This window comes from Brevundimonas sp. (genome assembly GCF_046295075.1).
Lineage (GTDB): Bacteria > Pseudomonadota > Alphaproteobacteria > Caulobacterales > Caulobacteraceae > Brevundimonas.
Genome location: NZ_JBKBOC010000004.1, coordinates 153,213 through 175,796, shown reverse-complemented (window position 1 = coordinate 175,796; position 22,584 = coordinate 153,213). Strand labels below are relative to the sequence as shown.

27 protein-coding genes are annotated in these 22,584 nt (G+C 66.4%); 9 read left to right on the top strand and 18 right to left on the bottom strand.

Annotated features, from left to right (window positions below):
- Positions 1 to 5 precede the first annotated feature (5 nt).
- Entirely contained in the window at positions 6 to 497 is a 492-nt protein-coding gene (purE, locus tag ACK4MH_RS05520) for a 5-(carboxyamino)imidazole ribonucleotide mutase (protein ID WP_409715850.1), read from the top strand.
- Positions 498 to 1,580 carry a 5-(carboxyamino)imidazole ribonucleotide synthase gene (locus ACK4MH_RS05515; protein ID WP_409715847.1) on the top strand — a complete coding sequence of 361 codons (1,083 nt, stop codon included), beginning with the start codon at positions 498 to 500 and terminating at the stop codon, positions 1,578 to 1,580.
- Between the two features lie 191 nt (positions 1,581 to 1,771).
- On the opposite strand, the gene ACK4MH_RS05510 is transcribed toward ACK4MH_RS05515, so the two are convergent.
- Entirely contained in the window at positions 1,772 to 2,419 is a 648-nt protein-coding gene (locus tag ACK4MH_RS05510; protein ID WP_409715844.1) for a COQ9 family protein, read from the bottom strand.
- Positions 2,420 to 2,606: 187 nt separating this feature from the next.
- Here ACK4MH_RS05510 and rpsU point away from each other — a divergent pair, with 187 nt between their 5' ends.
- On the top strand, positions 2,607 to 2,867 hold the full coding sequence (gene rpsU, locus ACK4MH_RS05505; protein ID WP_135195633.1) for a 30S ribosomal protein S21: 261 nt from the start codon (positions 2,607 to 2,609) through the stop codon (positions 2,865 to 2,867).
- A 94-nt stretch (positions 2,868 to 2,961) separates the two neighbouring features.
- On the opposite strand, the gene ACK4MH_RS05500 is transcribed toward rpsU, so the two are convergent.
- The 3 genes from ACK4MH_RS05500 to ACK4MH_RS05490 form a co-directional block, all read right to left on the bottom strand.
- Entirely contained in the window at positions 2,962 to 4,320 is a 1,359-nt protein-coding gene (locus ACK4MH_RS05500; RefSeq protein ID WP_409715841.1) for an ABC transporter permease, read from the bottom strand.
- Positions 4,317 to 5,264 carry an ABC transporter ATP-binding protein gene (locus ACK4MH_RS05495; protein WP_409715838.1) on the bottom strand — a complete coding sequence of 316 codons (948 nt, stop codon included), beginning with the start codon at positions 5,262 to 5,264 and terminating at the stop codon, positions 4,317 to 4,319. Before ACK4MH_RS05495 ends, ACK4MH_RS05500 begins: the two co-directional genes overlap by 4 nt.
- A 68-nt stretch (positions 5,265 to 5,332) precedes the next feature.
- Complete coding sequence (locus tag ACK4MH_RS05490; RefSeq protein ID WP_409715835.1) at positions 5,333 to 5,770, bottom strand: VOC family protein; 438 nt, start codon at positions 5,768 to 5,770, stop codon at positions 5,333 to 5,335.
- Between the two features lie 90 nt (positions 5,771 to 5,860).
- Between ACK4MH_RS05490 and ACK4MH_RS05485 the strand changes: the two genes are divergently transcribed.
- Entirely contained in the window at positions 5,861 to 6,748 is an 888-nt protein-coding gene (locus tag ACK4MH_RS05485) for a LysR family transcriptional regulator (protein ID WP_409715832.1), read from the top strand.
- Between the two features lie 29 nt (positions 6,749 to 6,777).
- On the opposite strand, the gene ACK4MH_RS05480 is transcribed toward ACK4MH_RS05485, so the two are convergent.
- The 5 genes from ACK4MH_RS05480 to ACK4MH_RS05460 form a co-directional block, all read right to left on the bottom strand.
- The gene (locus tag ACK4MH_RS05480) at positions 6,778 to 8,664 is read right to left on the bottom strand and encodes a CocE/NonD family hydrolase (protein ID WP_409715829.1); all 1,887 of its coding nucleotides are present in this window, start codon (positions 8,662 to 8,664) and stop codon (positions 6,778 to 6,780) included.
- Between the two features lie 60 nt (positions 8,665 to 8,724).
- On the bottom strand, positions 8,725 to 9,366 hold the full coding sequence (locus ACK4MH_RS05475; protein ID WP_409715826.1) for a M23 family metallopeptidase: 642 nt from the start codon (positions 9,364 to 9,366) through the stop codon (positions 8,725 to 8,727).
- Between the two features lie 169 nt (positions 9,367 to 9,535).
- On the bottom strand, positions 9,536 to 9,760 hold the full coding sequence (locus ACK4MH_RS05470) for a YdcH family protein (RefSeq protein ID WP_409715823.1): 225 nt from the start codon (positions 9,758 to 9,760) through the stop codon (positions 9,536 to 9,538).
- A 36-nt stretch (positions 9,761 to 9,796) separates the two neighbouring features.
- Positions 9,797 to 10,261, bottom strand: coding sequence for a TIGR02444 family protein (locus ACK4MH_RS05465; RefSeq protein WP_409715820.1), 465 nt, complete (start codon positions 10,259 to 10,261; stop codon positions 9,797 to 9,799).
- Positions 10,261 to 10,860, bottom strand: a complete 600-nt coding sequence (locus tag ACK4MH_RS05460; protein WP_409715818.1) for a UbiX family flavin prenyltransferase — start codon at positions 10,858 to 10,860, stop codon at positions 10,261 to 10,263. The genes ACK4MH_RS05465 and ACK4MH_RS05460 overlap by 1 nt, the downstream gene beginning before the upstream one ends.
- A 116-nt stretch (positions 10,861 to 10,976) precedes the next feature.
- Between ACK4MH_RS05460 and ACK4MH_RS05455 the strand changes: the two genes are divergently transcribed.
- Positions 10,977 to 11,150 (top strand): YdcH family protein, encoded by a 174-nt coding sequence (locus ACK4MH_RS05455; RefSeq protein ID WP_135195169.1) that lies wholly within the window; start codon positions 10,977 to 10,979, stop codon positions 11,148 to 11,150.
- 79 nt (positions 11,151 to 11,229) lie between these two features.
- Here ACK4MH_RS05455 and ACK4MH_RS05450 read toward each other — a convergent pair whose 3' ends face one another.
- Positions 11,230 to 11,895 (bottom strand): DUF1013 domain-containing protein, encoded by a 666-nt coding sequence (locus ACK4MH_RS05450; protein WP_135195170.1) that lies wholly within the window; start codon positions 11,893 to 11,895, stop codon positions 11,230 to 11,232.
- 220 nt (positions 11,896 to 12,115) lie between these two features.
- Between ACK4MH_RS05450 and ACK4MH_RS05445 the strand changes: the two genes are divergently transcribed.
- Positions 12,116 to 12,712 carry a beta/gamma crystallin-related protein gene (locus ACK4MH_RS05445; protein WP_409715814.1) on the top strand — a complete coding sequence of 199 codons (597 nt, stop codon included), beginning with the start codon at positions 12,116 to 12,118 and terminating at the stop codon, positions 12,710 to 12,712.
- Between the two features lie 3 nt (positions 12,713 to 12,715).
- Here the strand turns inward: ACK4MH_RS05445 and ACK4MH_RS05440 are convergent, their stop codons facing one another.
- Positions 12,716 to 13,687, bottom strand: a complete 972-nt coding sequence (locus ACK4MH_RS05440; RefSeq protein WP_409715811.1) for an NAD(P)H-quinone oxidoreductase — start codon at positions 13,685 to 13,687, stop codon at positions 12,716 to 12,718.
- A gap of 87 nt (positions 13,688 to 13,774) precedes the next feature.
- On the opposite strand from ACK4MH_RS05440, the gene ACK4MH_RS05435 reads away from it, so the two are divergent.
- A complete protein-coding gene (locus tag ACK4MH_RS05435) occupies positions 13,775 to 13,978 on the top strand; it encodes a DUF1192 domain-containing protein (RefSeq protein WP_135195173.1) in 204 nt (67 codons plus the stop codon).
- Between the two features lie 109 nt (positions 13,979 to 14,087).
- Positions 14,088 to 14,588 carry a DUF1465 family protein gene (locus tag ACK4MH_RS05430; protein ID WP_409715934.1) on the top strand — a complete coding sequence of 167 codons (501 nt, stop codon included), beginning with the start codon at positions 14,088 to 14,090 and terminating at the stop codon, positions 14,586 to 14,588.
- Between the two features lie 9 nt (positions 14,589 to 14,597).
- Here the strand turns inward: ACK4MH_RS05430 and ACK4MH_RS05425 are convergent, their stop codons facing one another.
- On the bottom strand, positions 14,598 to 16,160 hold the full coding sequence (locus ACK4MH_RS05425) for a murein L,D-transpeptidase (RefSeq protein ID WP_409715808.1): 1,563 nt from the start codon (positions 16,158 to 16,160) through the stop codon (positions 14,598 to 14,600).
- 160 nt (positions 16,161 to 16,320) lie between these two features.
- On the bottom strand, positions 16,321 to 16,545 hold the full coding sequence (rpmE, locus tag ACK4MH_RS05420; protein ID WP_267516044.1) for a 50S ribosomal protein L31: 225 nt from the start codon (positions 16,543 to 16,545) through the stop codon (positions 16,321 to 16,323).
- 134 nt (positions 16,546 to 16,679) lie between these two features.
- Between rpmE and ACK4MH_RS05415 the strand changes: the two genes are divergently transcribed.
- Positions 16,680 to 18,551 carry an ABC transporter transmembrane domain-containing protein gene (locus ACK4MH_RS05415; RefSeq protein WP_409715805.1) on the top strand — a complete coding sequence of 624 codons (1,872 nt, stop codon included), beginning with the start codon at positions 16,680 to 16,682 and terminating at the stop codon, positions 18,549 to 18,551.
- A gap of 14 nt (positions 18,552 to 18,565) precedes the next feature.
- Here ACK4MH_RS05415 and ACK4MH_RS05410 read toward each other — a convergent pair whose 3' ends face one another.
- From ACK4MH_RS05410 to bfr, 5 genes are all read right to left on the bottom strand, one after another.
- Positions 18,566 to 19,594 carry a glycerophosphodiester phosphodiesterase family protein gene (locus ACK4MH_RS05410; RefSeq protein WP_409715802.1) on the bottom strand — a complete coding sequence of 343 codons (1,029 nt, stop codon included), beginning with the start codon at positions 19,592 to 19,594 and terminating at the stop codon, positions 18,566 to 18,568.
- A 221-nt stretch (positions 19,595 to 19,815) separates the two neighbouring features.
- Complete coding sequence (locus ACK4MH_RS05405) at positions 19,816 to 20,622, bottom strand: inositol monophosphatase family protein (protein WP_409715799.1); 807 nt, start codon at positions 20,620 to 20,622, stop codon at positions 19,816 to 19,818.
- 103 nt (positions 20,623 to 20,725) lie between these two features.
- The gene (efp, locus tag ACK4MH_RS05400) at positions 20,726 to 21,292 is read right to left on the bottom strand and encodes an elongation factor P (protein ID WP_409715796.1); all 567 of its coding nucleotides are present in this window, start codon (positions 21,290 to 21,292) and stop codon (positions 20,726 to 20,728) included.
- Between the two features lie 100 nt (positions 21,293 to 21,392).
- Positions 21,393 to 21,953, bottom strand: a complete 561-nt coding sequence (locus ACK4MH_RS05395; RefSeq protein ID WP_409715793.1) for a tryptophan-rich sensory protein — start codon at positions 21,951 to 21,953, stop codon at positions 21,393 to 21,395.
- Positions 21,954 to 22,021: 68 nt separating this feature from the next.
- Positions 22,022 to 22,522 carry a bacterioferritin gene (gene bfr / locus ACK4MH_RS05390; protein WP_135195181.1) on the bottom strand — a complete coding sequence of 167 codons (501 nt, stop codon included), beginning with the start codon at positions 22,520 to 22,522 and terminating at the stop codon, positions 22,022 to 22,024.
- Positions 22,523 to 22,584 lie beyond the last annotated feature (62 nt).

The following is a 22,584-nucleotide window of genomic DNA, read 5'->3' as shown; positions in this document are numbered from 1 at the left end:
CAGACATGGCGACTTCCGCACCGCCGGTGGCGATCATCATGGGCAGCCGGTCCGACTGGCCGACCATGAAGCTGGCCGCCGACCGCCTGGACCAGCTGGGCGTCGCCTGGCAGGCCAAGGTCGTCAGCGCGCACCGCACGCCCCAACGCCTGGTCGAGTTCGCCACGGGCGCCAAGGCCGCAGGATACAAGATCATCATCGCCGGGGCCGGGGGCGCCGCCCACCTGCCGGGCATGGCCGCCTCCATGACCGAACTGCCGGTGCTGGGCGTGCCGGTCCAGTCAAAGGCGCTGAAGGGGATGGATAGCCTGTTGTCCATCGTCCAGATGCCGGCCGGCGTGCCCGTAGCGACCTTGGCCATCGGCGAGGCGGGCGCCGCCAACGCCGGCATCCTGGCCGCCCAGATCCTGGCCTTGTCGGACGAAGGGCTGGCGCAACGCCTTGTCGCCTTCCGCGCCGCCCAGACCGAATCCGTCGCAGAAACCGTCGAGGACTGAGTGCCTGATCTTCCGCTTCCCCCCGGTTCGACCCTCGGCATCATCGGCGGAGGCCAGCTGGGCCGGATGCTGAGCCAGGCCGCCTCGCGCCTAGGCTTCGACGTCGTCATTCTGGACCCCGAGGCCGACAGCCCGGCGGGCCGCGTCTCGGCGCATCAGATCGTCGCCGCCTATGACGATCCCGACGCACTGACCGCCCTGGGCCGCGCCGCTGACGTCGTCACCTTCGAGTTCGAGAACGTCCCCGCCGATTCCATCGAACGCCTGGCCGAGGCCGGCGCCCTGGTTGCGCCGGGGCCGACCGCCTTGCGCGTGTCGCAGGACCGCGTGGACGAGAAGACCTTTCTCAACGCCGTCGGCGCCCCGACGGTCGCCTTCGCCGTCGTCGATACGCTGGACGATCTGGTCGTCGGCCTGACGACCCTGGGTGTGCCGGCTCTGCTGAAGACCCGCCGTGAAGGCTATGACGGCAAGGGCCAGGTCTGGATCCACGCCATCGAGGACGCGCCCGCCGCCCTGGAAAGCCTGGGCGGCCGCCCGGCCATTCTGGAAGCCAAGGCGACCTTCGTGCGCGAGCTGTCGGTCATCGCCGCCCGCGACTGGGACGGCCATATGGCGGTCTATCCGCTGGGCGAGAACCGGCACGAGGGCGGCGTCCTGCGCACCACCCTGGCCCCCGCCGCCGTGGACGAAAAGACTCAGGTCCGCGCGCGCGCCATTGCCGAGGCGATCTTGGACGGGCTGGACTATGTCGGCGTGGTGGGCGTCGAACTGTTCGATCTCGGCGAGGACGTGCTGCTGGTCAACGAGATCGCCCCGCGTGTCCACAACACCGGCCACTGGACCCAGGACGGCTGCGTCTGCGACCAGTTCGAACAGCACATCCGCGCCGTCGCCGGCTGGCCGCTAGGCCCGACGACCGCCTACGCCCGCATCGAAATGACCAACCTGCTGGGCGACGAGGTCGAGGACTGGCGCAAGCTGTCGGCTAAGTCCGACGAACGCCTGCACCTCTACGGCAAGGCCGAAGCGCGGCCGGGCCGCAAGATGGCTCACGTGAATAGGGTGTTGGGCGCGGTCTAGCCTCCCCACTTTCGTCATCCTCCGGCAAGCCGCGTCTTCGCGGCGCAGACCGGGGGACCCAGCGGCGCCGCAGGCGATGCGTCCGCCTCTTCCTGTTTGCCCACCCTGTCCGCGACAGGTTCGCGCTCACGCGCGCCGCTGGGTCCCCCGATCTCGCTACGCTCGTCGGAGGATGACGAAAGAAGAGAGAACTAAATCCGCGCCCCGTATCGCATCCGGCTCAGCGCATCGCTCACCTTGCGGAACGGCGCGTCGAAGTCCTTGCCGGCCTTCCACTTCTCGAACGCCATGACGTTTTCGATCCGCCGCGCGACGAAGGCTTCGGCTGCCTCGCGGCCGTCGAACCAGCGCATGGTCAGGGCGGGGATCAGGATGCCCGACAGAATCGTCCGCTTCGAATAGTGGTTCCAGTCGGTCGCCTCGTCCCCGGCCCAGCGCCACAGGTGGTCTGCACTCTCCCAGGCCAGTTTCAGCCCCAGGTCGGCGTTGGTCGGCAGCGCCAGGAAGGCGGCGCAGCGGCGCGTGGCCTCCAGATCGGCGGCGCCGGCCTCCATTCGTTCGGACACGGCGCGAGCGATTCGCTCGCGAATCTTCAGGGACTTGGCGTCGATCTGGCCCAGGGCCGCCAGAGCTCGCGCGTCGTGGCGGCGTGACAGCAGGGCGGCGAGATCGCGCGCACCGTTGGGCAGCAGCAGTTCCTCGTCGCCGCGCGACAGGCCGCACGCCTCGCAGGCCTCGCGCACCAGACGCGCGTTCCAACCCAGCGCCGGCGCGCGGGCGATGGCGGCGTCCAGCACGCTCTGTTCGGTCCGGTCGGCCCAGTCTGTCGTGTCGATCATGGCCTGATCATACGCCTGTCGCGCCGGGGTTTCGAGCCTTGAAGAATGGTCGCGACGATCTGGACAGGTGCGGGCGGCTGGTGTATCAGCGCGCCTTCATCCGAGGGCCCGACTTTCGGAAGACGATTTTATTTTGTTCGCCCGTCTCCCTTACAGGACGCGGCGGGCGGCCAAAGGAGAGTTTAACCTGGTACAGATTTTCGTTCGCGATAATAACGTCGATCAAGCGCTCAAAGCCCTAAAGAAGAAGATGCAACGCGAAGGCAGCTTCCGTGAAATGAAGCGCCACGTGCATTACGAAAAGCCGTCGGAAAAGCGCGCCCGTCAAAAGGCCGAGGCGATCCGTCGCGCTCGCAAGCTGGCCCGCAAGCGCATGCAGCGCGAGGGCCTGCTGCCCGCGCCGAAGCCGCGCGTTCCCGGTGCTGGCGCCGGTGGCGGCAGCCGGTAATATCCTGGCGTAAGCCAAAAGATTTGAGGCCGCCTCCTTCGGGAAGCGGCCTTTTTCTTTGTCTCCTCCCCGCAAGCGGGAAGGAGACAAGCTTCTAGGTCCGCCCGGTGATCGCCCGGCCGAAGCTCTTCCAGCTCAGCTTCACGTCCGACAACGCCCCTGCGCGGAAAGCCCGTCCCGCGATCCAGACCATCAGGGCGGCGGTGGCGAACATGCCCACCAGCGTCAGAATCACCTCCACCAGCGGCGGATCGCTGGGCGCTCGGGCGCTCATCAGGAAGGGGGTGAAGAAGGGGATCCACGACAGCACCTTCACCACCGGCGCGTCCGGGCTGGTCAGGGCCATCTGCATGACCAGGATCGGCACGACCAGGATCATCATGATCGGCCCCATCAGCGTCTGGGCGTCGCGCGGCGTCTCGCAGAAGGCCCCTATGGCCGCGAACAGCACCGCATACATCAGGTATCCGCCGACCATATAGGCGATGAAATAGAAGATCAGGCCGTCGTGCATCAGCACCTGGCCGATCGTCGCCGCCGTCTCGGGCGAGGCCGACAGCAGGCTGAACGTCCCGATTCCACCCCACACGCCCATGACCGTCAGGGTCAGCAGCGCCACGCCCAACACCTTGCCCGTCAGGATCTCGGTCGCCGAGGCCGAGGACAGCAGCACCTCAAGGATCTTGTTCGACTTCTCCTCCATCACGCTGTTCAGCAGGATCGAGGCGCCGGTGATGACCAGCGACCACAGCAGGAAGCCCACACCCAGGCCGATGAACGACGGGATTCGGTCGCGCATCGACACCTCGCCCCCGCTGGCTGCGTTAGGCGAAAAGGCCTTCACCTCGGGCCGGAAGGTCTGGACCTCCTGCGCCACGGCCGGCGCGACGCCGGCAGCGGTCAGCAGTTCGGTGCGTCGCGCGTCGCGCAAGGCGGTGCGAACGAAGCTGGACACGTCGTTATCGGTGGCCCGGGCGGTCCAGACCTGGGCCGCGGGCTTGCCGTCCACGCGGTTCAGGAAGACCACGGCGTCCAGGCGGCGGTCCTTGGGCGCCGCCTTGTCCAACGCCGCCTTGATGGCGGCGTCGCGCGCCGGCCCCGTCGCATCGGCGATGGCGGGCGGGGCGGCGACCAGGCGGATCTTGGGGCCGCTGATGGAGGCCACGGCGCGCCCGGCGCCGGCCTGACCCTTTTCGGCGGCCTCGCGCAGGCGTTCGTTCTGGCGATCCAGATCGGATTGCAGCGACGCGCGGACGGCGGCGGCCAGGCCCGTCGCGGCCGGACCTTCCTCGATCACCGCCACCGCCTTGATCGGCTCGGCCGAGCGGATCAGCAGGGGAATGCCCCCGCCCAGAACGGCGAACAGGGGAAACGCCAGCAGCGACAGCCAGAAGCCGACGGTCTTGGCATAGGCGACATATTCGCGTCGCGCGATCAGCAGGGTGCGGTTCATCGGGCGGCCTCCGCAGGTGCAGCGGGTTGATCGGGATGGTCGCCGGTCAGGCCGATGAAGGCGTCGTGCAGCGTCGTTTCCTTCAGCGCGAAGCCGCGCACGTCCAGACCGTTCAGGAAGGCCGTCTTCAAAGTCTCCTGACCGCCCGCGCCCGGCGACAGGGCGATCTTCAACCGCCGCACGCCGTCCACATCCGACAGGGTCTCGACGCCGGCCACGCCGGGCAGGGCGGCGGCGGCCTGCGCGCTGATCGCGCCTTCCAGATCGAGAAAGCGGGGCGAGGTGGCCCGGGCCTGATCCACCGTGCCCTCGAACGCCTTGCGACCGCGCGCCAGCAGCACAACCTTATCGCACAGCCGTTCGGCGTGCTGCATCACATGGGTCGAGAACAGGACCGTGGCGCCGTTGGCGGCCAGATCGCGGATCATGGCCTCCAGACCCTGCTGGTTCATCGGGTCCAAACCCGAGAAAGGCTCGTCCAGGATCACGAACTCGGGTTGATGCACGACCGAGGCGATCAACTGCACCTTCTGCGCCATCCCCTTGGACAGCTCCTTCATCTTCTTTTTCTGCGCTGCGCCCAGACCCTGCTGCTCCAGCATGGCCTTCGCGCGCTTCTTGCCCTCGGCGACCGGCAGGCCCTTCAGGGCGCCGAAGAAGCTGATGGCCTCGACGGGGGTCATCTTCTTGTAGAGGCCGCGCTCCTCGGGAAGGAAACCGATCCGGTCACGCACCTTGCGCCCGTCGTCGGCGCCCAGGATCTCGATCCGCCCCGACGTCGCCGGCTGCAGGCCCAGGATCATCCGCAGGGTCGAGGTCTTGCCCGCCCCGTTCGGCCCCAGAAAGCCGCAGATCGAACCCTTCTCGACCTGAAAGCTAAGATCCCGCACGGCGTCGAAATCGCCATACCGCTTGCTTACCCCGTCCAGCGTCAACGCCGCCATGCCGCCCCCCGTAACTTGAATGGCGAGCCTAGCAAGGGTTCGGGAAGTGACGCCAGCGGGAAGCTGAATCAATCCCCGGAGGTAAGGCGTTGAGCGTCTTTCACGGTAAAGGCGATCGTCTGGCCGTGTGAAAGCTCAAGGGTGTTGCCGTCAGGATCGGCGATATAGGTCCAGTAGCCGACCGGCGGGCCGCTGTCGGTCGGCGCCTTGCGAAGAATGCCTTCCTGTTGCGCCTGCTTGGCGAGGCGATCGACCTCGCTTCGGCTGGCACAGGCGACGCCGAGATGGCCAAAGGGACCAAGCGGGGTGTCTTCCAAAACAGCGGACTCGACCAGCACCAGGGCGAAGTCACGGGTGAAATCGCTCAGCCAGGCGACCGCGCGAACGGGACCGCCTGCCTCGCGACGATGGATCACCGTCATTGCAGCATAGCATCGATAGAAACTGACGCTTGCGTCGAGGTCTTTGACCACGAGGGCGATGTGCGAAAAACCGTTGTCCGACATGGGCTTGTCCTTGGTCTGATGTCCAGGGACGGTTTGCGCCATAATCAATGTCATTGATAATCGCAATCCAGAACGACATATATTCGTTTGATGAATAATCTGTCCGCGCTCGATCTGAACCTGTTGGTGGTGATGGAGGCGTTGTTCGCCGAACGCCACGTCTCGCGCGCAGCACTAAGATTAAACAAGAGTCAGCCCGCCGTCAGTCAGGCGCTAGGGCGATTGCGCCTTGCGTTCGATGACCCCTTGCTGGTCCGTGGAAGGCAAGGATTGGAACTGACTGCGCGCGCTAGGGCGATGCAGCCCGCGTTGGATCAGGCCTTGGCCGCTGTACGTGGACTAGTGATCGCCGAGCTCTTCGATCCGGCGCAGGCGTCGCGCACCTTTCGCCTGTCCATGTCGGACTATGCGTCTGGCGCCCTGCTTCCGCATCTCATGCCAGACCTGCGTGAATCGGCGCCCGGCGTTCGCTTGTCTATTCAGACGCGCAGTCGGGAAGCGGCGATGGCGGCCTTGGTCGATGGAGATATCGACCTGGCGCTGGGAGTGTTTCCCGATCGTCCCGCCGCCGTGTCCGAAAGCCTGCTCTTTGAGGAAAACTTCGTCTGCGTCGTGGACCGCGACACGCTTGGCCCAAGTTTCAATCTGACTGACTATCTGGCGCGTTCGCATGTCTCGGTCGGGGTCATGGAGGGGCATGCGGATGAAGTGGATGTTGCGGTATCCTTGCTCGGTCATACGCGCGACGTGGTCTTGACCTTACCGCACTGGAGCGTGGCGCCGGATTTGATCGGGGGGACCGATCTGGTGCTGACGATCGCCAGCCGAAGCCTGACCGACATGCGGGACGATCGGCTGGCTGTCCTGCCTGCGCCCTTCACCTTGCCGGCTTTTCGCTTCGTTCAGGCCTGGCACAGCCGGCGAGACGGAGACGCCGGACTGCGCTGGCTGAGGGATCGCTTGTCCCTCAACCTGTAGGCGGACGGCAGGGGAGGTCGGCGGCGTTCCTACTTCAGGACCGGCAAGTCGATGTAGGAGGCGTCGTCTCCGGCGTGGTGGATGGCGTTGTCGGCGATCACACCCTGGCTTTCCGTCTCGTTCGGTCCGCCCGTGTTCAGGTTGCGAACGAACTTGGGGAAGTTCGAACTGGTGACTTCGATCCGAATGCGGTGCCCCGGCTGGAAGGTGTTGCTGATCGTCATCGGCGTCGGTTGGACCGTCGCCACCTGGCCGGGCGTCAGCGGCGTGGGGCGGTCGTATCCATCCCGGTACCGGGCGCGCATGATGGTGTCGCCGAGGATATAGGCTGTGCCGTCCGGTGCCACGTCCACCAGCTTGACCGCGAAATCAGTATCGGCCGCCGAGGACGACACTTTCAGCACCGTGTCGATAAAGCCCGTGACCTGCATCGGTTCAGTCAGCGGTTCGGACGTATAGACCAGCACGTCGTTTCGCGCCTCGATCTGACGTTGGTCGAACGCTCCGGCGGTGACGAGGCCGCCGTTGCAGCAGTCGCCCCCTCCGATGGTCTGGACCGGGTTCATCGGATCATAGCGATAGCGGTCGGCCTGTTCGCCTGCCGGCGGTGCCTCCAGGCTGAGCATGCCGTCACCGTTGAGGCTGTTGGCCGCTCCGCCAGAGCGCAGATACATCCGCACGGTCTTGACCTCGGCGGGCGGCCATTGCGCGGCGGTGCGCCATTCGTTTTCGCCCATGTTGAAGTATTGGACGTGGGGCGTGCTCTCGGGGAAGGCGCGGCGTTCGCCCTTCAGCCAGCGGTCGAACCAGGCGTGGACCAGGGCGTCGCTGTCGAAGCTGGCGTCGCCCAATGGCCGCTCGCCCGACTTGTAGTTTGGGCCCAGGCCACCGAAGGCGCAGTGGTTGTTCGGCCCCACCACCACATACTGGTTCTCGGCCGCCTCGCGATCCTGCGTCGTCGAACGGGCATGGTTGAACAGTTCCATGTTCGGGCCGATCGACACGTCGTACCAGCTGTTGAACCACAGCGACGGCACGCCCCAGCCCATGTCGTCGTGATAGAGGCCGCCTTGACGCCAGGCTGGGTCGGCCGGTGTGCGGGCGATCAGTTCCTCGAACGTGCCGGCCGGCTCTCCGAGGTCTTTCAACATTTCATTGACGGGCAGGTGGCGGATCTGGCTGGGCCAGTTCACGTCAGGCTTCTTGGCGTCCAGGTCGTTGTAGCGCACGAGCCTGGCGCGCGTTTCCTGGTCCATGTCGCCGGGGATCTGCGCGCGCTGCGGATTGTCGACGCCGTACAGCCAGACGAAGAACAGGTTGCGGGGAACGCCGCCGGTGTACCAGTTGCCCTGTTCCTGGAACCGACCGACCTTGCCGATCCCGGCCCCCGATGCCTGGGGCACCATAGCGGCGTGGGCGGGGTGATTCTGCGCCGCCAGCGCCAGCTGCCATTCCGCTGAGGAGGAGCATCCCAGCGTGCCGACCTTGCCGTTCGACCACGGCTGAGCCGCGATCCAGGTCAGGGCGTCATAGCCGTCAGTCTGGGGATAGCCGAGGATCTGATAATCGCCGCCCGAGAAATACCGCCCCCGCTCGTTCTGGACGACGAAGGCGTAGCCCTTGCTGACCCAGCTTAGGGCGGATCGCGTCGTGCGGGCGTTATAGGCCAACTCGTTGTAGGGCGTTCTGACGAAGACGGTTGGAAGAGGCCCCGAAACGTTCTTGGGTCGATAGACATTGGTCGCCAGACCCACGCCGTCCCGCATGGGCGCCATGACCGCCATCTGCACATCGGCGATGCGCGACAGCTCGGTCTGGGCGGCGGCGTCGCTGTAGCGGCCGTAATCCTGGGCCGTTACGGCGATCGGCGTGGCGGCCAGCATACCGGCAACGACAGCGGCGACGATCTTGTGCATTTCCATCCCTCCCAGAACGTGGGGGAGACTAGGACGGTTGGGACGATCCCCGCAACATCGTTAGGCCTTGGGCTTCACCGTCACTTCGAAATGGCGATCGACGACCTTGGTCGGATTGACCTGTGCGCCGTTGCGGCGGACTTCGAAATGCAGGTGGGGGCCGGTGGAATAGCCGGTCGAGCCGACCAGGCCGATGCGCTGGCCCGAGGCCACGGCGTCGCCGTTCGCGACGTCGATGCGGCTGAGGTGGCCATACAGGGTGCTCATGCCGTTGGGGTGGCGCACCTCGATGAAGTTACCGTAGCCCTCGGCGTCATAGCCCGTGCGGACGACCTCGCCCTCGGCGGCGGTGAAGACGGTCGTGCCTTTCGGAGCGGCGATATCGACGCCCTTGTGGGCGCGGGCCTTGGCCTCGATGGCCAGTTTGCGCAGTCCAAATGCGGAGTTGATCGCATAGCCGCGCACGGGGGCGGTGAAGGCGATCTGGCGTGTGATCGGACCGGCTTTCTCGACCTCGGCCTTGACCGGCGGGGCGACGGGGATGGCGATCTGGGCGGGCGGCGGCGTCGCGGCTTCACGTGCCGCGTTGGGCGCGGCGGCGGCGGCGAAGACGGCCACGACGGCGAAGGCGGCCGTCTGACCAGAGTGGATCAAGAGGGTCTTGCACCGCGCCAATGGCGCGTTGGTAAGCAGGCGTCGCATTCGGCGGCGTCTCCAGCGTTTTACGCTCTGGAATGAAGGCCCGCGGCGTCCGACGACGCACGGCGTTCCGTGGAAGCGCCGGCTTATGCCCTCGGGCTGGGGCGACTTTGGGGCTGAGGCGGGGCGGCGGATGGTCGCACGGGGGAACCGGCCGCTCGCCGTCGTCCGATCAGGCGATGATGTCGGGTAGTATCTCGTCTTCGATCTTCACGATCTCGTCCTTCAGCGCCAGCTTCTTGCGCTTCAGCCGGGCCAGCATCAGTTGGTCGGGAATGACAGCCAGGCTCAACGCGTCGATGGAGGCGGCCAGGTCGGAGTGTTCCTGACGCAGCAGCTTCACCCGTGCATGGAGCTCGGCCATCTCTGCGGTGGTTTCAGGTGTGTCATCGTTCATCGTGTCGTCCCCAAGCCGCTTATAGCCACGCCGGCCTCAGGTCGGAAGGGCGTCTGCGAGCCGGATCAGCGCCGGTCGCGGTGTGATGTTGGCCCACACACGCGCCGTCGCGACGAGAGCGTCGATGGCAGGACGCGGCGGGCCGGCTGGCGCGGGCGCCAAGGCCTCCAACGCCTCCAGCAAATGTCTTTCCGCCTCAAGTTCTAACGCCTTGATGCGGTTGCGCACCGCCTCGCGCGGGCCGTCGTCGATGTCGGGAACGGGAGCCTTTAAGGTGCGGCGGATCGAGCGCAGCGGCGCGACCACGACGCTGTCCCAGGCGCGAGCGGTGTCGCAGGCCGCTTCGACCGTCTCTTCGTCCGGCTTGCGGCCAGTCGCGGCGACCCAGGCAGACCAGAGCAACACAGGCACGTTCTGCTCATGGCTGTCCTGCAGCGCCAGACACGCCTCGCCGACCCCCGGCGCGGCATAGGCGACGACCGCCCAGTCCCACAGCCGCATTATTTCAGGCCTTCCCAGCGGCGCACTGCGCCCCAGTCCAGGCCGAACAGATCTAGCGTCCGTCCGACCGACTGATCCACCATCTCCAAAATCGACGCGGGCTTGGCGTAGAAGGCGGGCAGGGGCGGGGCGATGATCGCGCCCATCTCGGTCAGGGCCGTCATGGTGCGCAGGTGGCCCAGGTGGAACGGCGTCTCGCGCACCATCAGCACCAGCGGTCGCCGCTCCTTCAGCGTCACGTCCGCGGCGCGCGTCAACAGGGTCGAGGTCACGCCCGTCGCGATTTCGCTCATCGTCTTGACCGAGCACGGCGCCACAATCATGCCCAGTGTGCGGAACGAGCCGGAGGCGATGGTCGCGCCCACATCGGCCAGTTTGTGAATGACGGACGCCTTGGTCGTCAGGTCGTCGGGCGACAGATCGGTTTCCTGTGACAAGGTGAGCAGGGCGGCCTTGGTCACGACCAGATGGCTCTCGACCCCCAGGTCGTTCAGCGCATCCAGCATGCGCGCGCCGTAGATCGCTCCGGACGCCCCTGAAATTCCGACCACGATCCTGGCGGGCGGGTTCCGTATGGCTCCGTTCACATCATCGACCATTTTTGGGGTCAGCCTCCGTGGGGTCCGGCGAGACGGGCTGTCACTGGAAAGTGATTACACAGCTCGCCAAACCGGGCGCTCACTCTACTGGTCCCTAACCTAAGGAGGCGCAAGCCATGACCATCGAGGCTCGTATTCGCGAACTGGGTAATCGTCACCGTAGTCTGGATGAGACCATTCAGAAGGAACTTACCCGGCCGTCCACGGATCCGTTGCAGGTCAGGGCGCTGAAGCAGAAGAAGCTTCGGCTGAAGGAAGAAATCACCAGTCTGGAGGCGCGCGCCAACTAGCGGCGTCCGCCATCCCCTGAAAACGACGACGGCCCCGGAGATCGCTCTCCGGGGCCGTTTTCGTTTCGTGAAGCGAAGATCAGTCCTTGGTGCCGAACACCGAGGCTGCGGTCGGCTCTGCCGTCGGACGCTGACGGGCTTCCGGCACGAACTCTGGCTCGGCCTCGACTTGCTCGACCGGCTGGATGGTGCCGCCGCCCTTCTTGAGGTCGTCCTTGGTCTTCTTGTCGGCGGCCTTCTTGACGATCTCGTCCAGAGCCAGTTGGCCGACCAGGCCCAGGGTCACGGGATCGACCGGCTTGATGTTCGCGCTGTTCCAGTGGGTGCGGTTGCGCACGCTTTCGATGGTGGACTTGGTCGTGCCCAGCATCTTGGCGATCTGGGCGTCGGTCACTTCCGGGTGATTGCGCACGAACCAGGCGATGGCGTCCGGGCGGTCCTGACGACGCGAGACCGGCGTATATTTCGGCGCCGGCTTGGCCGACTTCATCAGTTCGGCGTGACGGCTGACGATGGCCTTCATCCGGTAGTTCTCGTCGCCCTGGGCCTTGTCCAGCTCTTCGCGCGTCAGTTGGCCGCCCGTGACGGGATCGACGCCGCGGATGTCGCGCGCCACGTCGCCGTCGGCGATGCCGCGGACTTCCAGCGGGTGCAGGCCGCAGAAGTCGGCGATCTGCTCGAAGCTGAGGGAGGTGTTGTCGACCAGCCAGACCGCAGTGGCCTTCGGCATCAGAATGTCGCTCATGGGGCGTTCGTCCCGGTGTTGTTAAGCCGCCGAATGAGGCTTCGGCTGGCGTTGGATACGACGGCGCCCGGCCTTTCGACCGGGCGCGTAGTGTTTCGATATAGGCCTATTCGCCCGAAAAGAAAACGCCGACCGACAATCCTATACAGCAACGGTTCATCCGCTCCGGCGCAACCTTCGCGGTAGTGAAGACTTACAGCCTTGGGAGAGGAGAACCATCATGTCACTGCTATTCGCTGCGGCCCTTGCGGCCGCCATGTCGTCCCCGGTCGAGCCGCAACAGCAACGCGTCGCGCCGCGAGGCGGCTACGCTCAAAGTTGCACCGAAGCCTATGTGAACAGAGGCCGGCTTTATGCCGATTGCCGAGACACGCGCGGCCAGATGCGCGGCACCTCGATCGAGCTGGCGCGCTGCGGCAACGAAGAGATCAACAACGACAACGGCCTGCTGGTCTGCGGTCGCTTCCGTGGCGATTACGAGGGCGCCCAGCCCGGTCGTCCCGGCCCCGGCAACGGCGGTCCGGGTTGGGGCGGCGGAAACGGCGGCGGCTGGGGCCGTTCGTCCATCACCGTCTATGAAAATTCCAACTTCCGCGGCGCCTCGCGCGAGTTCACCAGCGAGGATCGCAATCTGGGTCGCACCCCCTTCAACGACCGCATCAGTTCGGTTCGTGTTCAGGGCCGTTGGGAAGTCTGCACCGACGCCGAGTTCCGGGGCCGTTGCCGCGTCGTCGAAGGCGACGTCCGCAATCTGAGCAGCGGCTTCAATGACAGCATCTCGTCCATGCGCCCCGTGCGCGGCGGCGGGCGCTACTAGGCCTCAGACGGCCAAGACGATCTTGCCGATGTGCCCGCCCGCCTCCAGTTCGGCGTGCGCATCGGCAGCCTGCGCCAACGGGAAGACCGCCTGAACCGGCGGTCTGACCGCGCCGGACGCCACCCAAGGCCAGACCGTCGTCTCGACGGCGGCGGTTAGTCGGGCCTTTTCGTCTGCGGGACGGCTACGTAGCGTCGATCCCGTCAGCGTCAATCGCTTCAGCATGATCCGCTGCAGATCCATTTCGACCTTGGCGCCGGTCAGGGACGCGATGACGACCCACCGCCCGCCGGCGTTCAAGCTGTTCAGGTTCAGGGCGGCGTAATCGCGCCCCACCATGTCCAGAACCACATCGGCCCCGCCCGCCGCCTTGATCTGCGCTTCCAGATCGTCGGCCGAGGCGTCCAGGCTGATATCGGCGCTCAACGCTTTCGCCGCCTTGGCCTTGTCCGCCCCGCGCGACGTGGCGATCACCTTTGCGGCCGCCGCCTTGGCCATCTGAATCGCCGTCACCCCGATGCCGCTGGTCGCGCCGTGGATCAGCAAGGTCTCGCCGGCCTTCAGCCCGCCGCCCTCGAACACATTGGCGAAGACGGTGAAGACGGTCTCGGGCAGCACGGCCGCCTGGACGAAATCGAGACCCTCGGGGATCGGCAAGACATGACGCGCATCCACCACCGCCTGCTCGGCATAGCCGCCGCCGCCCAGCAGGGCGCAGACCCGGTCGCCGACCTGCCAGCGGGTCACACCCTCGCCGACGCCCGCAATCTCGCCCGCGACCTCAAGGCCCAGGATGTCGGATGCGCCAGGGGGAGGGGGATATCCACCGCTTCGCTGCAGCAAGTCCGGCCGGTTGACGCCCGCCGCCCGCACCCGGATCAGCACCTGTCCTGGGCCCGCAACGGGGTCGGGGCGTTCGGCGATCTTCAGCGCCTCGGCCGGGCCTGAACCGCCTTCGATCTCGACTGCGCGCATCGCACTTCCCTTGCATTCGTCCGTATCCGGGCGTTCAGATAAGGGTCCTGGGCCGCCTTGGCCATGACAGCGCGGAAGGCGACGACGATGTTCGAAGATATTGAACCCCGCCCGCAACGCGGCGAACCCCTTCGCGCCCTGTCGCGCGAAGACCTGGATGTCTATTCCATCGAGGATTTGCAGGAGCGGATCGCCGCTCTGGAGGACGAGATCAAAAGGTCGGGCAACGCCATCGAGGCCAAACGCTCCAAGAAAAACGCCGCCGACGCCCTTTTCAACTTCGGTTCCTGATCGCGAATGGCACGTCTGCATGGCATGAGCGTTGCATCTTTCCTGCAAACGGTTCCGTCAGGCGCCGATTGCAGGACGGACTCGAATTTTCCTCATGATCAAAGCTCAAATGACCTCCGCTCCGTCCTTCGCTGACCGCAGCCGCACCGTGCGCGATTTCGCCCGTTCGGAACTGTTCGACCGCACCTTCCGCGAAGGTATGGAACTGGTCGAGGAGACCGCCGCCTATCTGGACGGCGAGGGGCGTCGCGATTCCAAGATGCTGTCGCGCGCCGCCGCCCTGGCCTATGCGGCCGAGAGCATGAAGCTGACGACGCGCCTGATGCAGATCGCCTCGTGGCTGTTGGTCCAACGGGCTGTGCGCGAGGACGACATGACGCCGGAAACGGCCTGCGAGCCGCGCTATCGCCTGAACGAGCGCCGCATTGATGCCGAGCCCAGCCACGCCGAACTGCCCATCGCCCTGATCGAATATCTGGTGCGGTCGGAAAAGCTGTTCGACCGCACCCTGTATCTGGATCGCCGCATGTATATGGACGATCAGGACCAGGCCCCCGAGAACCCGGTCCTGAGCCAGATGGGTCTGCTGGAAGCCGCCTTCAGGGGCTAAACGCCCCTGTTACGGCCCGACGTCGTTGGCGTCGGTACGGCCGTCATCGACCGGCTTGGGCAGGTTGACGCCGATGCCCAGCGCCTCAGCCAGCTTGTCGTCGCGGCCATAGACGTCCTCGCGGAACGCCACCCTACCCTGACCGTCCACGAAGGCGGTCCAGTACAGCAGTCGCACCGAGATTTCGCGCCCGGTGGTGACGCGCGTCGTCTCGCGCGTGTCCTGGGCCGTGTCGAACTGGGCCAGCTTGGTCGGGTCGGGCGCCAGCAGCAGGCGTGCGAACTCCACCGCATTCTGCACCCGCACGCAGCCGTGGCTGCGCTGGCGCGTGGACAGGTTGAAAGCGGCCTTCGACGGGGTATCGTGCAGGAAGATGGCGTAGCTGTCGCGCAGTTCGAACTTCACATAGCCCAGGGCCGAACGCGGACCGGCGCGCTGGATGACCGTGCCGTCCTTCACATACATGTCGTTGGCGGCCAGATAGCCAGGGCCCTTGGGCAGGATTTCGCGACGCGCGATGCCGGCCGGCACATACCAGGGCGGATTGGCGACGACCGAGGCGAAGGGCTTCTCCAGGCTGGGTGTCTGGTTCTCGGCCGAACCGACGACGACGCGGTTGGAGTGGACCGGCTTGCCGTCCTTCCAATAGACCATTATGGCGGCGGCGGTATTGACCTCGATCCGCTCGGGCGCGACGTCGCGCTTCAGCCAGCGACGACGTTCCAGGTTCAGGGCGATCTGACGGGCGCGGTCCTCGGCCGACGCGCCCAGCGAGCGCTGGGTGCCCGTGCCGATGCGTCCGTCGGCGCCCAGGCCGTGGCGGTTCTGGAAGCCCTGCACCGCGCGCTGCAATTCGGCGTTGTAGGTCAGGCCCTGGGCCTTCAGCCGCGCGCCGTCGGCGGCCGACAGGTCGCCCTCGGCCGTCAGCCGGTCGATCAGGGCGGGGATGCGGCGATCACTGTTGCCCGGCTCGATGGTGCCGCCCGGCGCGAATGCGGGCCAGCCGCCCTGCGCCGCCAGCCGGCGATAGCGCACATAGCCGGCCGACAGGTTCTGATAGCCGATGTCGGTGGGCGCCAGACCGTCGTACCAATTGGCCAGCACATTGCGGCTCAGGGCGTCGCTGAGGCCGCGTGGAAGGTCGACGCGGTTCTTCTGCATCTCCCACAGGTCTTCGACCGTCTCGGGCCGCACCTTGCCCTCGGCCAGGACGCGCGCATAGGCCAGGGCGGCCGTGGTGGTGCGCAGGTCGGCGCTGGCCGGATCGGCCGCCAGTCCCACGAAGTCGAAATAGTCCGCAGCCGACAAGCCGTGGCGGTCGGCGCGGGCGGCGGCGGCGTTCAGGGCGCGCATCCGATCTGCATTCCAGACCGGCCGCCAGCCGTTCAGCTCATAGAAGGCGCGCACGTCCGCCTGCTGGGTGGCGGGCAGGCGCGAAATCTGGTCGTTGAAGCTGTTGTAGAAGGCGGTCGCCTCCGGGCCACGCTGCACGAAGACCTGCTGCGCGCGCGCCGTGGAGCCGAGGGCCATGGCCGCCGTCGCGACGCCCAGACCCAGTTGCCGTCTATTCATATCCAGTCCGCTTCTTCGAATGCTTCGGCCAGCGTGGCCAACGCCCCTGGTACCCGAACGCCGCCACATTATCGGTGTTCCGGCCAAACAAAAAGCGCCGGCCTTGCGACCGACGCCCTTGTTAGGCTGTTTGCTGCGACATGTCGCAGCCAAGACGCGCTTACTTCTTGATGAAGCCGGCGAACTTGTTGTTGAAGCGCGAGACGCGGCCGCCACGGTCCAGCAGGTGGGCGTTGCCGCCGGTCCAGGCCGGGTGGGTGGACGGATCGATGTCCAGGTTCAGCGTGTCGCCTTCCTTACCGTAGGTCGAACGGGTCTGGTAGGAAGTGCCGTCGGTCATCACAACATTGATGAAGTGATAGTCGGGGTGCGTGTCCGCTTTCATGGTCGTCGTCCGGTCTCTGCGCGATGACGATGCCGACCGTCTGTGCGCGTGAAATGAGAAACCCGTCAGAAATCCGGCGGGAATGAGGGGCGGCGTTTACACCGGGGGGCGTTCCGGGGCAAGAGGCGGGCGCAATGACCGACCAATCCAACGCCGCCGCCCCTTCCGCAAACCGCGCTTCAGGCGTGGCCTCGATGGAGGGCCGGCCCAGCGCCGGGGCCCTGCTGGCCGATCAGATGTCCGAGGCGGGCGCCAAGCGCGCCAAGCGCCGCGACATCCGCCCGTTGGCGCGGCTGATTCCCTTTGCGATGCGGCACAAGGGCCATGCCCTGATGGCGGTCTTCTGGCTGTTGCTGTCCACCGCCGCCTCCCTGGGTCTGACGGCCCTGGCGCGCGGGGCCATCGACCATGGGTTCGAGGCCGGCGGCGCCAATCTGAACATCTGGTTCCTGCTACTGGGCGCCAACGCTCTGTTCCTGGGTCTGGCGACGGCCGCCCGCTACTATTTCGTCACCCGCACAGGCGAGCGCGTCATCGCCGATGTGAGGAAAGGCCTGTTCGGCCGCATCCTGACGCTGGACCCATCCTTCTACGCCCATATGCGCACGGGCGAGGTCCTGTCGCGCCTGACCACGGACATCGCCCTGGTCGAGACGCTGATGACGACGTCCATTTCCTATGCGCTGCGCAACTTCCTGACCCTGATCGGCGGCGTGGCCTTGCTGTTCTTCGTCAGTCCCAAGCTGACCGGCTTCGTCCTGCTGATCGTGCCCTTCCTGCTGGGGCCGATCTTCATCTTCGGTCGCAAGGTCAGGAAGCTGACCGTTACGTCCCAGGATCGGTTCGCCAACGCCGTCGGCTTCGCCGGCGAGAGCGTGGACGCCATCGAGACGGTTCAGGCCTTCGGGCGTGAAAAGAGCGCCATCGCCCGCTTCGGCGCGGCGGTCGAGGACGCCTTCTCCGCTTCGCTCACCCGGATGCGAGCGCGCGCCTGGATGACCGCCCTGATCATCGTCGTCATGTTCGGCGGCGTGACCCTGGTGCTGTGGCTGGGCGCCCAGGACGTGGTCGCCGGCGTCATGTCGCCCGGCGCCCTGCTTCAGTTCGTGCTGCTGTCGGTCTTCGCGGCCGGGGCCGTGGGCGCCTTGGGCGAAAGCTGGGGCGACGTTCAAAAGGCCGCCGGCGCCATGGAGCGGATCGAGGAGCTGATGCGGGCCGTGCCCGACATCGCTCCGCCCGCCCATGCCACGGCCCTGCCGTCGCCCCCGCGCGGCGAGGTGTCGATGTCGGCCGTCGGCTTCTCCTACCCCGGCCGACCGGATCTACCGGCCCTGAAGGGCTTCAGCCTGACCGTGCGTCCGGGCGAGACCGTGGCCCTGGTCGGCCCATCCGGCGCGGGCAAGTCCACCGTCTTCCGGCTGCTGCTGCGCTTCTATGATCCGCAAACCGGCATGGTGTCGGTCGACGGCATCGACGTGCGTCAGGCCGATCCCGTCGATGTGCGCGAACGCTTCGCCTGGGTGTCGCAGGAAACGCCGCTGTTCTCGGGCTCGGCGCTGGAGAACATCCGCTTCGGCCGCGAGACCGCCACCCTGGAAGAGGCGCGCGCCGTCGCCGAAAAGGCCCAGGCCCTGGGCTTCATCGACGCCCTGCCTGAAGGCTTCGACACCCCGCTGGGCGAGCGCGGCAAGAGCCTTTCGGGCGGCCAGCGCCAACGCCTGGCCATCGCCCGCGCCCTGGTTCGCGACGCCCCCATTCTGCTGCTGGATGAGGCCACCAGCGCCCTGGACGCCGAAAGCGAACGCCTGGTCCAGGTCGCCCTCGATCAGGCCATGGAAGAACGCACCACCATCGTCATCGCCCACCGCCTGGCGACCGTGCTCCGTGCGGACCGCATCGTCGTCATGGACGACGGCCGTGTGGTGGAGGAGGGGACGCACGACCAACTGGTGGCCAAGGGCGGCCTCTATGCGCGTCTGGCCGAACTGCAGTTCCGGGCGAGCTAAGCCTGCGCTTGGATCTAAAGGCCTGCGCGCGCCAGCGCCGGGAAGTCGCTGAAGATCGCGTCCACTTCCGCCTCGGCGAAGGCGGCGGCATAGCCTGCCATGTCGCCGTGCTCGGCCAGGCCTTCGCCGCGCCGCCGTTCGGCCGGCAGGAAGGCGTTCTCGGCTCGCAGCGTCCAGACCACCACTTTAAGCCCCGCCGTATGGGCGTCCGTGACCAGCGCGCTGGGCGCAGTCGTGCGGCCCTCGGCGTCCCGTGGCAGGACCAGGGTCATCTCCGGCGCGACCCAGGCGGCATAGGCGGCCATGGCCTGCAAGCCTGCGGGCGTAATCATCTGGGCATAGGTCATGTCCGGTCGGTCCGCCGGCCCACCCGCGCCGGCGACCAGTTGGGCCAGAGGCGCGTCGATGCGCGCCGCCAGCCGCTCCAGCGGCCCGACCTCGAAACACTGGATGATTACGGGTGCATCCGCGCCCGTCAGGCCCAGCCGTTCTAGCTCGGCGACGAAGGCGTCCTCCATCGGCAGGCCGATTCCGGCGAAATAGGTCGGGTGCTTCAGCTCCGGCGCCACGGCGATGGTCCGTCCCGTGCGGGTTGAAGCGGCGCGGGCGATAGCGACCACCTCGTCGAAGGTCAGGATCGGCTCTCGCCTGTCATAGGCGGCGCTGCCCGGTCTAAATGCCGGCAAACGCTCCCTGGCCCGCAGCGTCTTCAGCTCGACCAGGGTGAAATCTTCTGTGAACCAGCCGGTAGTCGGGACGCCGTCGATGGTCTTGGTCATCTTGCGGTCTGTGAACTCGGGCCGGTCGCCGACGTCGGTCGTGCCGCTGATCTCGTTCTCGTGCCGATCCACGAAGACGCCGTCCTTGGTCAGCACTAGATCGGGCTCGATCACGTCCGCGCCCTGTTCGACCGCCAGCTCATAGGCCGCGCGCGTATGCTCCGGCCGCTCGCCGGACGCGCCGCGGTGGGCGATAATCAGGGGCTGGGCCAAGGCGGGGGTTCCGACAAGGAGGGCGAAGGCGATGACGATGGCGTGGATCATGCCCTCTGGATAGGGTCGCCGCGCGACAAGCGAATGACGACGGCGTTTCTTCCTCCCCCTGCGGGGGAGGGGGGCGAAGCGCAGCGGAGCCGGGTGGGCCGGGCCGGGCGACGTCCCACAGACTTGATCGCCTCAGTCCGTGCGCCCTGGCCTTGCCGCCCCCGCCCCGTCGCTTCGTGACGCCCCTCCCCGGTCGGGGAGGGAGAGGCGGCTATGCTGTTTCAGGACGCCTGCAGCACCTTGCGCAGCTGCGGATGCAGTTCGCTGTTGCTGGCCAGGACGGACACGCCCGTCTTGGGATCGCCGTCGTTCTCGATGGTCGTCACCTTGCCGCCAGCCTCGGTGACGAACAGGATGCCCGCCGCCACGTCCCAGGGCTTCAAGTTGCGCTCATAGAAGGCGTCATAGCGACCCGCCGCGACCCAGGCGAAGTCCAGCGCAGCCGAGCCCAGACGGCGCATGCCGGCCACGCGCTGGCCCACGGCGTGGATGTCCTTGATGGCCTGGGCGTGGCCCGACTTGCCGATGAAGGGCAGGCCGGTGGCGACCAGGCTTTCCGACAGGTCACGACGACCGGCTACGCGAATGCGGTGGTCGTTCAGATAGCAGCCCTTGCCTTTTTCGGCCCAGAACAGCTCGTTCATGACGGGGTTGTAGGTCACGCCGGCGACGATCTCGGACGAGCCGTCCGGCGCGCGGCGCTCCAGGCCCACCGTGATGGCGAAGTGGGGCATGGCGTGCATGAAGTTGGTGGTGCCGTCGATCGGATCGACGATCCAGGTGTGGGACTTGTCCGTCCCCTCCATCATACCGCGCTCCTCGCCCAGGAAGCCGTATCCGGGGCGGGCCTTCATCAGCAGTTCGTAGAGGGTGTCCTCGGCCTTCAGGTCGGCGGCCGTGACGAAGTCGCCGGGACCCTTGCGCGAGACCTGCAACTGCGAGACCTCGCCGAAGTCGCGGAGCATGGGGCGCGCGGTCTTGCGCACCGCATCGAGCATGACTTGGAGCAGGGCGGAAGCGAGGGCCATCGGCGGATCTCCTGGTCCGCATGTCCTGAAAAGGCGCTGGTTGGCCCGGAGATGCGGAGAAGTTCAAGAAAGGGGCGGCCCCGAATGAGGCCGGTCGTCGGTATCAGTCCGCGCGGCGGACGTATTCGCCGGTCGCGGTGTCCACGACGATGCGCTCTCCGGCCGACATATAGGGCGGGATCATGATGCGCACGCCGTTCGACGCCATGGCGGGCTTGTAGGAGGAGGAAGCGGTCTGGCCCTTCACGGTCGGCTCAGTCTCGGCGACTTCCAGCACGACCTGATCGGGCAACGACAGGCCGATCGGACGCTCTTCGTGCATTTCGATGACGACCTTCATGCCCTCTTGCAGATAGGGAATGCGGTCCTCGCCGACCCAGTCCTTTTGCAGTTCGATCTGCTCGTAGGTGCCGTCATCCATGAAGACCAGGCTGTCGCCGTTGTCGAACAGATAGGAGAAGTCCTTCTGCTCCAGGGTCACGCGCTCGACCTTGTCTTCCGACCGGAAGCGCTCGTTCAGCTTGTTGCCGGTCTCGAGGTTCTTGGCCTCGACGTTGGCGAAGGCGCCGCCCTTGCCGGGTTTGACGTGGCTGGCCTTGGTGACGACCCACAGGCCGCCATTGTGCTGCAGGACCATGCCGGGCTTGATGGTGTTGCCGTTGATCTTCATGGGGTCACATCGGAAATGGAGTTGCGCTCACGCGCCCGGATGGGGCGTGGCGAATAGGGCGCGATCCCTAGAGTAAGCCCTTACAAAGGGCAAGGCGGGCCTAATGCAGGGTGCGCTCTCGCGAAGCCTCGTCCGCCTTGCGATGCAGGAAGTTGCCGAGCCGCACCCCTGATCCAGTCGGAGAGGCCATCTTGCCTGCGCCCTCGTTCAGCTTACGGGCCTCGTGCGCGAAGGCGGCAGCCAGACCGGTGGACGACATGGCCGCGATCACCTGACGCCACATCGAAGACGGGCGAAGGCCCAGCCAGACGGCGTTGACCGTCTGAGCGGCTAGCCACAGGCCCATGGCGCGCGTCCGCTCGGGCCGCGACGGCGCGTTCCAGACTCGAACGGCCGACAGGGTCGTCGCCGAGAACATTGCGGGCAGGATCAGGCTGAAGGCGCCCCGAGGCTTTTCGGTGATCGGCAGATCCCTGTTGCTCACCTGTTTCAGATTGCGCTTGGGTCGAAACGCGCCGGACGCGATACCGTGCGCCAACAGGGCGAAACCGACGGTTAGGGCGATGCCGGCGACCACATGGCCGGCGCTGCGGCCTTCGCTGTTCAACAAATCCATCGCGGCGTCGCGCACGTCGTCGATCGCTTCGTCGATATCGGTCATGGTCCGCTCCAGCTTGGCCTTTTAGGCTAATGGCCAGAGCGGACCGGAGTTCCGTCAGAGGTCTGAGCTTAGTTGCCGGTCGCCGCGCTATCGGTGACGATCTCTTTCATGGCCGACTGCAGATAGTTCTGCGCGCCCATCAGTTCGATCAGCTTGTGCTGGTTTTCCAGGAAGTCGATGTGCTCTTCGGTATCGGCCAGGATTTTCATCAGCAGGTCACGGCTGACGTAGTCGCGGGTCTCCTCGCACTGGGTCACGGCGGCGGCGGTCGTGGCGCGGCTGTCCAGCTCCAGCTGCAGGTCTGCGCCCAGGCATTCAATGGGATCTTCGCCGACCTTCAGCTTGTGCAGGTCCTGCAGATTCGGCAGCCCGTCGAGGAAAAGGATGCGTTTGATCAGCATGTCGGCGTGCTTCATCTCGCCGATCGATTCTTCGTAGATCACGTTCCCGAGGTGCGACAGGCCCCAGCTTTCGAACATGCGCGCATGCAGGAAATACTGGTTCACGGCCGTCAGTTCGTTGGTGAGCACTGCGTTCAGCGTGCGCAGGATTGCGGGGTCGCCCTTCATGGCCATGGTCCTTGGTCTCGCTACGGCGCGTTCGCCGTCTGTCGAGCGAGGCAATACCACAG

What these genes read in the sequence shown, in the direction of transcription:
- purE (WP_409715850.1), top strand. Translation starts at nt 6, where the DNA reads ATGGCGACTTCCGCACCGCCGGTGGCGATCATCATGGGCAGCCGGTCC.
- ACK4MH_RS05510 (WP_409715844.1), bottom strand. Translation starts at nt 2,419, where the DNA reads ATGATCGACACGACAGACTGGGCCGACCGGACCGAACAGAGCGTGCTG.
- ACK4MH_RS05500 (WP_409715841.1), bottom strand. Translation starts at nt 4,320, where the DNA reads ATGAACCGCACCCTGCTGATCGCGCGACGCGAATATGTCGCCTATGCC.
- ACK4MH_RS05495 (WP_409715838.1), bottom strand. Translation starts at nt 5,264, where the DNA reads ATGGCGGCGTTGACGCTGGACGGGGTAAGCAAGCGGTATGGCGATTTC.
- ACK4MH_RS05490 (WP_409715835.1), bottom strand. Translation starts at nt 5,770, where the DNA reads ATGTCGGACAACGGTTTTTCGCACATCGCCCTCGTGGTCAAAGACCTC.
- ACK4MH_RS05485 (WP_409715832.1), top strand. Translation starts at nt 5,861, where the DNA reads ATGAATAATCTGTCCGCGCTCGATCTGAACCTGTTGGTGGTGATGGAG.
- ACK4MH_RS05480 (WP_409715829.1), bottom strand. Translation starts at nt 8,664, where the DNA reads ATGCACAAGATCGTCGCCGCTGTCGTTGCCGGTATGCTGGCCGCCACG.
- ACK4MH_RS05475 (WP_409715826.1), bottom strand. Translation starts at nt 9,366, where the DNA reads ATGCGACGCCTGCTTACCAACGCGCCATTGGCGCGGTGCAAGACCCTC.
- ACK4MH_RS05470 (WP_409715823.1), bottom strand. Translation starts at nt 9,760, where the DNA reads ATGAACGATGACACACCTGAAACCACCGCAGAGATGGCCGAGCTCCAT.
- ACK4MH_RS05465 (WP_409715820.1), bottom strand. Translation starts at nt 10,261, where the DNA reads ATGCGGCTGTGGGACTGGGCGGTCGTCGCCTATGCCGCGCCGGGGGTC.
- ACK4MH_RS05460 (WP_409715818.1), bottom strand. Translation starts at nt 10,860, where the DNA reads ATGGTCGATGATGTGAACGGAGCCATACGGAACCCGCCCGCCAGGATC.
- ACK4MH_RS05455 (WP_135195169.1), top strand. Translation starts at nt 10,977, where the DNA reads ATGACCATCGAGGCTCGTATTCGCGAACTGGGTAATCGTCACCGTAGT.
- ACK4MH_RS05450 (WP_135195170.1), bottom strand. Translation starts at nt 11,895, where the DNA reads ATGAGCGACATTCTGATGCCGAAGGCCACTGCGGTCTGGCTGGTCGAC.
- ACK4MH_RS05445 (WP_409715814.1), top strand. Translation starts at nt 12,116, where the DNA reads ATGTCACTGCTATTCGCTGCGGCCCTTGCGGCCGCCATGTCGTCCCCG.
- ACK4MH_RS05440 (WP_409715811.1), bottom strand. Translation starts at nt 13,687, where the DNA reads ATGCGCGCAGTCGAGATCGAAGGCGGTTCAGGCCCGGCCGAGGCGCTG.
- ACK4MH_RS05435 (WP_135195173.1), top strand. Translation starts at nt 13,775, where the DNA reads ATGTTCGAAGATATTGAACCCCGCCCGCAACGCGGCGAACCCCTTCGC.
- ACK4MH_RS05430 (WP_409715934.1), top strand. Translation starts at nt 14,088, where the DNA reads ATGACCTCCGCTCCGTCCTTCGCTGACCGCAGCCGCACCGTGCGCGAT.
- ACK4MH_RS05425 (WP_409715808.1), bottom strand. Translation starts at nt 16,160, where the DNA reads ATGAATAGACGGCAACTGGGTCTGGGCGTCGCGACGGCGGCCATGGCC.
- rpmE (WP_267516044.1), bottom strand. Translation starts at nt 16,545, where the DNA reads ATGAAAGCGGACACGCACCCCGACTATCACTTCATCAATGTTGTGATG.
- ACK4MH_RS05415 (WP_409715805.1), top strand. Translation starts at nt 16,680, where the DNA reads ATGACCGACCAATCCAACGCCGCCGCCCCTTCCGCAAACCGCGCTTCA.
- ACK4MH_RS05410 (WP_409715802.1), bottom strand. Translation starts at nt 19,594, where the DNA reads ATGATCCACGCCATCGTCATCGCCTTCGCCCTCCTTGTCGGAACCCCC.
- ACK4MH_RS05405 (WP_409715799.1), bottom strand. Translation starts at nt 20,622, where the DNA reads ATGGCCCTCGCTTCCGCCCTGCTCCAAGTCATGCTCGATGCGGTGCGC.
- efp (WP_409715796.1), bottom strand. Translation starts at nt 21,292, where the DNA reads ATGAAGATCAACGGCAACACCATCAAGCCCGGCATGGTCCTGCAGCAC.
- ACK4MH_RS05395 (WP_409715793.1), bottom strand. Translation starts at nt 21,953, where the DNA reads ATGACCGATATCGACGAAGCGATCGACGACGTGCGCGACGCCGCGATG.
- bfr (WP_135195181.1), bottom strand. Translation starts at nt 22,522, where the DNA reads ATGAAGGGCGACCCCGCAATCCTGCGCACGCTGAACGCAGTGCTCACC.